This is a genomic window from Methylobacterium sp. D54C (genome assembly GCF_053345595.1).
Genome location: NZ_JBKFAK010000022.1, coordinates 83,972 through 90,213, shown reverse-complemented (window position 1 = coordinate 90,213; position 6,242 = coordinate 83,972). Strand labels below are relative to the sequence as shown.

At 72.4% G+C, this 6,242-nt stretch carries 7 protein-coding genes and 1 pseudogene; 5 read left to right on the top strand and 3 right to left on the bottom strand.

The features are described 5' to 3' along the window. The 3 genes and pseudogenes from ACLBYB_RS26925 to ACLBYB_RS26915 all read right to left on the bottom strand — a co-directional run. Positions 1 to 209, bottom strand: a pseudogene (locus ACLBYB_RS26925) (polysaccharide biosynthesis/export family protein); the annotation flags it as partial. A gap of 261 nt (positions 210 to 470) precedes the next feature. Next, positions 471 to 719, bottom strand: coding sequence for a Flp family type IVb pilin (locus ACLBYB_RS26920; protein WP_447700614.1), 249 nt, complete (start codon positions 717 to 719; stop codon positions 471 to 473). Positions 720 to 900: 181 nt separating this feature from the next. Then, complete coding sequence (locus ACLBYB_RS26915) at positions 901 to 1,197, bottom strand: DUF3072 domain-containing protein (RefSeq protein ID WP_447700613.1); 297 nt, start codon at positions 1,195 to 1,197, stop codon at positions 901 to 903. Positions 1,198 to 1,371: 174 nt separating this feature from the next. Between ACLBYB_RS26915 and ACLBYB_RS26910 the strand changes: the two genes are divergently transcribed. The 5 genes from ACLBYB_RS26910 to cysE all read left to right on the top strand — a co-directional run bounded on the left by ACLBYB_RS26910 (position 1,372) and on the right by cysE (position 6,213). Beyond that, positions 1,372 to 1,938, top strand: a complete 567-nt coding sequence (locus tag ACLBYB_RS26910) for a gluconokinase (protein ID WP_427510502.1) — start codon at positions 1,372 to 1,374, stop codon at positions 1,936 to 1,938. Between the two features lie 4 nt (positions 1,939 to 1,942). Beyond that, positions 1,943 to 2,764 carry a Cof-type HAD-IIB family hydrolase gene (locus ACLBYB_RS26905; protein ID WP_447700612.1) on the top strand — a complete coding sequence of 274 codons (822 nt, stop codon included), beginning with the start codon at positions 1,943 to 1,945 and terminating at the stop codon, positions 2,762 to 2,764. A gap of 168 nt (positions 2,765 to 2,932) precedes the next feature. Beyond that, entirely contained in the window at positions 2,933 to 3,910 is a 978-nt protein-coding gene (locus ACLBYB_RS26900; RefSeq protein ID WP_447700611.1) for a lytic transglycosylase domain-containing protein, read from the top strand. Positions 3,911 to 4,253: 343 nt separating this feature from the next. Beyond that, positions 4,254 to 5,135, top strand: coding sequence for a helix-turn-helix transcriptional regulator (locus tag ACLBYB_RS26895; RefSeq protein ID WP_020095664.1), 882 nt, complete (start codon positions 4,254 to 4,256; stop codon positions 5,133 to 5,135). 226 nt (positions 5,136 to 5,361) lie between these two features. Continuing rightward, positions 5,362 to 6,213 (top strand): serine O-acetyltransferase, encoded by an 852-nt coding sequence (gene cysE, locus ACLBYB_RS26890; protein WP_026605327.1) that lies wholly within the window; start codon positions 5,362 to 5,364, stop codon positions 6,211 to 6,213. Positions 6,214 to 6,242 lie beyond the last annotated feature (29 nt).

The window sequence follows — 6,242 nt, the reverse complement described above, 5'->3', positions numbered from 1 at the left end:
GCGAGCAGGCTGTCGAGGGGGCGGCCGCGCAGGGCCTCGACCACGGAGGGGGTGACGTCGATGATCTCGTAGCGGGCAAGGATCCCGCCGTCGGCCGTGGCGACCTCGGCCCCGGCCTGGATCGCGCTCGCCGTCGGACCCGCCGCGGGCAGGTACGTGCAGCCCGACATCGCCGTGACGGCGAGCAGGACGAGGGGAAGTTTGCGCATCCAGATGTTGCCCATCGGTATTGCCGAGCCCGTGCCTAGCCCATAGCGGCCCAGGTGTCCGTAGCGGGTGAGCCACACTCCGCCCGCCACGACCGAGACTGCTAAGTCATCCTCGTTAAGCACAGCTTTTTCGGGGCACAGGGACGACGAATGCCGGGCGCAGCGCGCGCTGCTGAAATATCGGGACACAAATCCGAGCGCTGTCGACGGTAACGAGTCGGCCCATCGACTCCAGGGCCGCACGGCCCCGGCGCGATCCGCTCACTGACCCTGGGTCACCGCCGCGGTGATGTCGCCGTAGACGGCGCTGACGCGGGACACGTAGTAGCGGATGCTGCCGACCGCGACGAGGAAGATCAGGCCCCCGAGCAGGGCGTACTCGGTCGCGGTGGATCCGCGGAGGTCGTGGGCGAAGCGCGCGGCCGCGACAGGGATCCGATCCGTCAGGGCGGCCGCCGCCCGGGATCGCACCGCGCGCCGCCCCGCCCCGTCGCCGCCCGGCTCATCCATGGTCGAACGCGCCTTCCCATCCCGCCGTCCGCGTGGCCTCACGCGCTCGGAAGGCTGTTACCGGCCCGCGCTTGCCGCCGGCTTAACGAAGTGTCCGAAACAGGGCATCGGGCTGATTCCGGGCGGGATATGCACCGCCCCGCGCGGCGGGCGCGCCCGGCGAGGGCGCGCCCGCGACGGCTCAGGCGTGGCCGGCCTTGTGGCGCAGGTCGTCGATCCGCTTGGAGGCCTCGGCCTTGTCGAGGTCGGGATCGAACGCCTTCGGCTCCTTCGCCTCTTCGGAGAGCGTCTTCAGGTAGGAGGCCTGCGCGCCGGTCATCGGCTCGCCGCCGGTGGTCCACTGGTCTGGATCCTTGATCTGGTTCGACACGTCCTTCGGGTCGGTCTTGGGGTTCTCCGGCGCCTCCTGGTGCGCATCCTGGCGCACTCCGGAATCCCGATCGGCCTTCGACGTCGCCTTCGCGGTGGTGGTAGCCATGCGACTCATGTTCCCTAAATGTTCGCGTTCTGGGTCGTCAACGCGGCCCGCGCCGCGACGGTTCCTGCCGACACGGCGGCAACGTCGGGCGCGGCGATCTTCCCATCCGCGCGCGCGCTCCGCATGATCGTGACGCGCGGCGGCCCGGCGCGCCTCGGAGCCACGGTGGTCCGGATGACGTCCCAATCAGACTCGCCATTCGATGCCGGGACGGCCGCTCAGGTGCTCGTGGTCATGGGCGTCTCGGGGTCCGGGAAGAGCACCGTGGCGGCGCTGATCGCCGAGAAGCTCGGCTGGATCTTCGTGGACGGCGACAGCTTCCACGCGCCGGAGCATGTGGCGAAGATGCACGCGGGCCACGCCCTCGACGACGCGGACCGCGCACCGTGGCTCGCCCGGATCGCGACCTGGATCCAGCAGCGCCTCGACGCCGGCGAGTCCGGCGTGGTGGTCTGCTCGGCGCTCCGGCGCGCGTACCGGGACGTCCTCACCCGGGGCAGCCGGCGGGTCCGCATCGTCTACCTCGACGGCGACAAGGCCCTGATCGCGCGGCGTCTCGCGGAGCGCCAGGGTCATTTCATGTCGCCGCATCTCCTGGACAGCCAGTTCGCCACCCTCGAGGTCCCGGGCCCCGACGAGCACCCGATCACCGTCGGGATCCTCGAGCCGCCCGAGGCGATTGCCGACCGGGTCGTGGCGGAACTCGCCACCGCGGCGCGCCGGGATCCGGGTGGGGAGTGACGCGATGACTGCAGGAACCGGCAAGGCCGCGGGGATCGCCCTGGTGATCTCGGACGTCGACGGCACCCTGGTCACCGGGGACAAGCGCCTGACGGCAGCGACGGTGGCGGCCGTGCGCCGCCTGCGCGCGGCCGGGATCGGCTTCAGCATCGCCTCGGCGCGGCCGCCGATCGGGCTGCGGAGCCTCGTGGCGGAGCTCGGCCTCGACCTGCCGATGGGGGCCTTCAACGGCGCGAGCGTCGTCCGGCCGGACCTGTCGATCATCGAGGAGCGGACCATCCCGGAGCCGGCGGCCCGGGCGGCCCTCGACCGGCTCCTGGCCGAGGGGCTGGACGTCTGGGTCTTCGCCGACGGCGCGTGGTGCCTGCGCGACCCGGACGGGCCCTACACCGACCTGGAGCGCCGCACGATCGACGCGGAGCCCCGAGTCGTGCCGGATCTCGGAACGCTCATGGGTATGGCCGCCAAGATCGTCGGCGTCAGCCGCGACCACGCCCATCTCGCGGCCTGCGAGACGCGAATCGCGGCGGCGCTGGCCGGCCGGGCCACCGTCCACCGCTCGCAGAAGTACTATCTCGACGTGACGCCGCCCGATCTCGACAAGGGTCGCTTCGTCGCCTGGATGAGCGCGCATCTCGCCATCCCGCGCGAGCGGATCGCCACATTCGGCGATGCCGGGAACGATCGCCCGATGTTCGCGCAGAGCGGCTACTCCGTGGCGATGGGCAATGCCGAGGCGAGCGTCCAGGCGGCCGCCAGCGCGGTCACGGACAGCAACGACGCCGACGGGTTCGCCCGCGCGGTCGAGCGCTTCATCCTTCCCTGACCGGCTCCCCAGACCGGCCGACCGCGTCCGCGCGCCGCCCTGTGGCGCGCGGATCACAAGCACGCCCGTCGCCCCGGCCGCCCACAGGCTGCCGAACGGGGGCCGCTTTCCGGCCTCATTTCCCCGTGACCTAGCTTGACTACAGAACAAGCAGCACCGGGTCTCGGAATGCATCGCCTCATCCTGGCCGCCGTCCTCGCGGTCGCGCCCGCCGCCGCCTTCGGGCAGGGCGCGCGCGACAATATCGACGCGTTGATCGAGCAGCAGGCGAAGGCGAACGGCGTTCCGGCGAGCTTCGTGCACGCCGTGGTCAAGCGCGAGAGCAACTACAATCCGCGGGCGAAGGGCGGCAGCGCCCTGGGTCTCATGCAGATCAAGCACGCGACCGCGCGCGGCATGGGCTACACCGGCGACGCCGCCGGCCTGTACGATCCGGAGACCAACCTGCGCTACGGCGTGGCCTATCTGGCGGGCGCCTACCGCACGGCCAAGGGCAACGTCGCCCAGGCCTACCAGTACTACAACCGCGGCTACTACTACGCCGCCAAGCGCCAGGGCATCTCCACCGAGGTCGCCTCGGTGGTCGCCCCCGTGGCGGCTTCGGCCAGCGCCCTCGCGAGCCTGTTCGGCGGCGGCGTCGCCGACTCCAAACCCAACCCCGCGGCCGCCGCCCTGGCCTACGCGCCGACGGCCGCCGCCGTGGCCGAGGTTCCGACCGAGACCGTCGAGGTGCCGCTGCCGCCGCGCCGGCCCGCCGCCCTGGCCGGCGCCGCGGTCGAACTCGCCAGCCTGTCCATCGACCCGGCCGCGGGCGCGCCCCCGGCCGCCCCGCAGGCCGCCTCGGTTCCCTCCGTGGAGGTGCCGCTGCCGCCGCGCCGACCCACGGCCCTCGGGAGCGCGGAGGCCTCGCCGGCGCAGATGGCGGAACTCCGGCTCTCGCCGCAGCCCGCGGCGGCCGCCACCCCGATGACCCCCGCGGCCGCTTCGGCACCGGCCACCGAGGCGGCGGTCGAGGCGGTCGAGGTGCCGCTGCCGCCGCGCCGTCCGTCGCTCCAGATGCTCGCCGCCGCCACGCCGCGGCGCGCCCCGGCCGCCGCGGCGCTCGCCACGCCGGTGCGCGAGGCCACGGCCCTGCCGGTCGAGTAGCGCGCCCGCTCCGGCGCGGGCGCAGACCGCCGATCGCCCGCCCGGCCGGGCCTTCTGCCCACACAAGGATCATGCCCAAGGCTTGACCATCGGGTCGATCCGCAACACATAGGCGCCACGCCAGCAACGTGGTTGGATCGTTACGGTACGGACCGGCGCCGCGAGACAGCGGCCGTACGCGGGTGGCGCACGACGGATCTCAGGGCAGGAAACGCCGGTCTACACGCGCACGTTCTCAGGCAGCTTCCTGTCCGGCGGAACGCCAAAGCGCGATGGATCTCGAAGCGGCAGGCATGCAGGGCACGGACTCTGCTTTCGAGCTGGCAGGAAAGCGGACGGCGCCATGACCGGCGTGGAACAGGAATCTCTCTTTCTCACGGACCTCGGGCGACGCGTCAGGCACGCGCGCACAGTGCGCGGGCTGTCGCGCAAGGTTCTGTCGCAGACCTCGGGCCTGTCCGAGCGCTACATCGCGCAGCTAGAGGGCGGCCAGGGCAACGTCTCGATCATCCTGCTGCGGCGGGTGGCGAACGCCATGGGTGTGCGGCTGGACGACCTGATCACCGGCAACGACGCGCTGCCCGACTGGCCCGTGGTGCGCGACCTCCTCGCCCAGGCGAGCCCGGCCCAGATCGTCGCCGCCAAGGAGGCCCTGTCCGGCGGCAGCCGGCCCGAATCGAGCAACCGGCCGCGCGTGGCGCTGACCGGACTGCGCGGCGCCGGCAAGTCGACCCTCGGCAAGCTCGCGGCCGAGCGCCTCGGCTGGACCTTCGTGGAGCTCAACGCCGAGATCGAGCGGGAGAACGCCCTCTCGGTCCAGGAGATCTTCGCGATCTACGGCCAGGAAGGCTACCGCCGGCTCGAGCAGGCGGCCTTGCGGCGCCTGACCGAGCATCCCGGGCCGCTGATCCTCGCGACGAGCGGCGGCATCGTCGCGGAACCGCTGACCTACGATCTGCTCCTCCAGGCGTTCTACACCATCTGGCTGCGCGCCCGGCCGGAGGAGCATATGAGCCGCGTCCGCGAGCAGGGACACCTCGCCACGACGGGCGACCACGCCTCCGCGATGCAGGAGCTGCGCGCCGTGCTGGCGAGCCGCGAGCCGCTCTACGCCCGGGCCCCGGCGACGGTGGACACCTCCAACATCCCTGTCCAGACGATGCTGGACCGCCTGACGGCGGCGATCGAGGCGCGGTTCGGGCAGGGCGTGCCGCTGGCGGACTGACCCGCCCGCGTTCGCTGACAGCCATGCGACCGATGCGACCCCCGGGCCGCGCTGGCCCTTGATCGCCGCGGTGCAGCGCACCACGCTAGGACAGTACCCGCGGTCCGTCGCCGCCGCTGCCGTCTCTCCGGGCGGGACAACCACCCCGCTCGAGCGGGCGCTGGACCGGCCCCGCCCCACGCGCGACCGGCAGACCCTGCGAAGTCCCGGACATGAGCATCCGACTATGAGCGCCAGTCCTGCCTTCACTCACCCATCGCATGACCTCGCGGTCGTCGACCCGGTCTGGTCGCGGTTGCGGGACGAGGCGGAGGATGTCCTGCGGACCGAGCCGCAACTCGCCTCCTTCATCGTCGCCACCATCCTGAACCACACCACGCTGGAAGGCGCGGTCTCCCACCGGGTCGCGGCGCGGCTCGGGCACCCGTCGCTCCCGGCCGAACTCGTCGCCCACGCCTTCCACGAGGCGATCACGGTCGATCCCGGAATCGGCCAGGCGTTCCGCGCCGATATCGGCGCGGTGATCGACCGGGATCCGGCGACGCTCCGGGCCCTCGAACCGGTCCTGTACTTCAAGGGCTTCCACGCCCTGCAGGCCTACCGCCTCGCCCACCATGTCTGGAACCGCGGTCGACGCGACCTCGCCCTCTACCTCCAGAGCCGGGTCTCGGAGGTGTTCCAGTGCGACATCCATCCGGCGGCGCGGATCGGTCGGGGCGTCTTCCTCGACCACGCCACCGGCCTCGTGGTCGGGTCGACCGCGGTGATCGAGGACGACGTGTCGATCCTCCACGCCGTGACCCTGGGCGGCACCGGCAAGCAGCGCGGCGACCGCCACCCCAAGATCCGCCGCGGCGTGATGATCGGCGCCGGCGCCAAGATCCTGGGCAACATCGAGGTCGGGGCCTGCGCCCGAGTGGCGGCGGGCTCGGTGGTGCTGCGGCCGGTACCGCCGAACACGACGGTCGTCGGCGTGCCGGCGCGCGTGGTCGGCACCGCCGGCTGCGACGATCCGGCTCGGGCGATGGACCAACTCGTCGCCCTCGATCAGTTCATCCACCTGGGCGACGGGATCTGACCCGGGGCCGTCGCGCTTGCCGCTCCGCC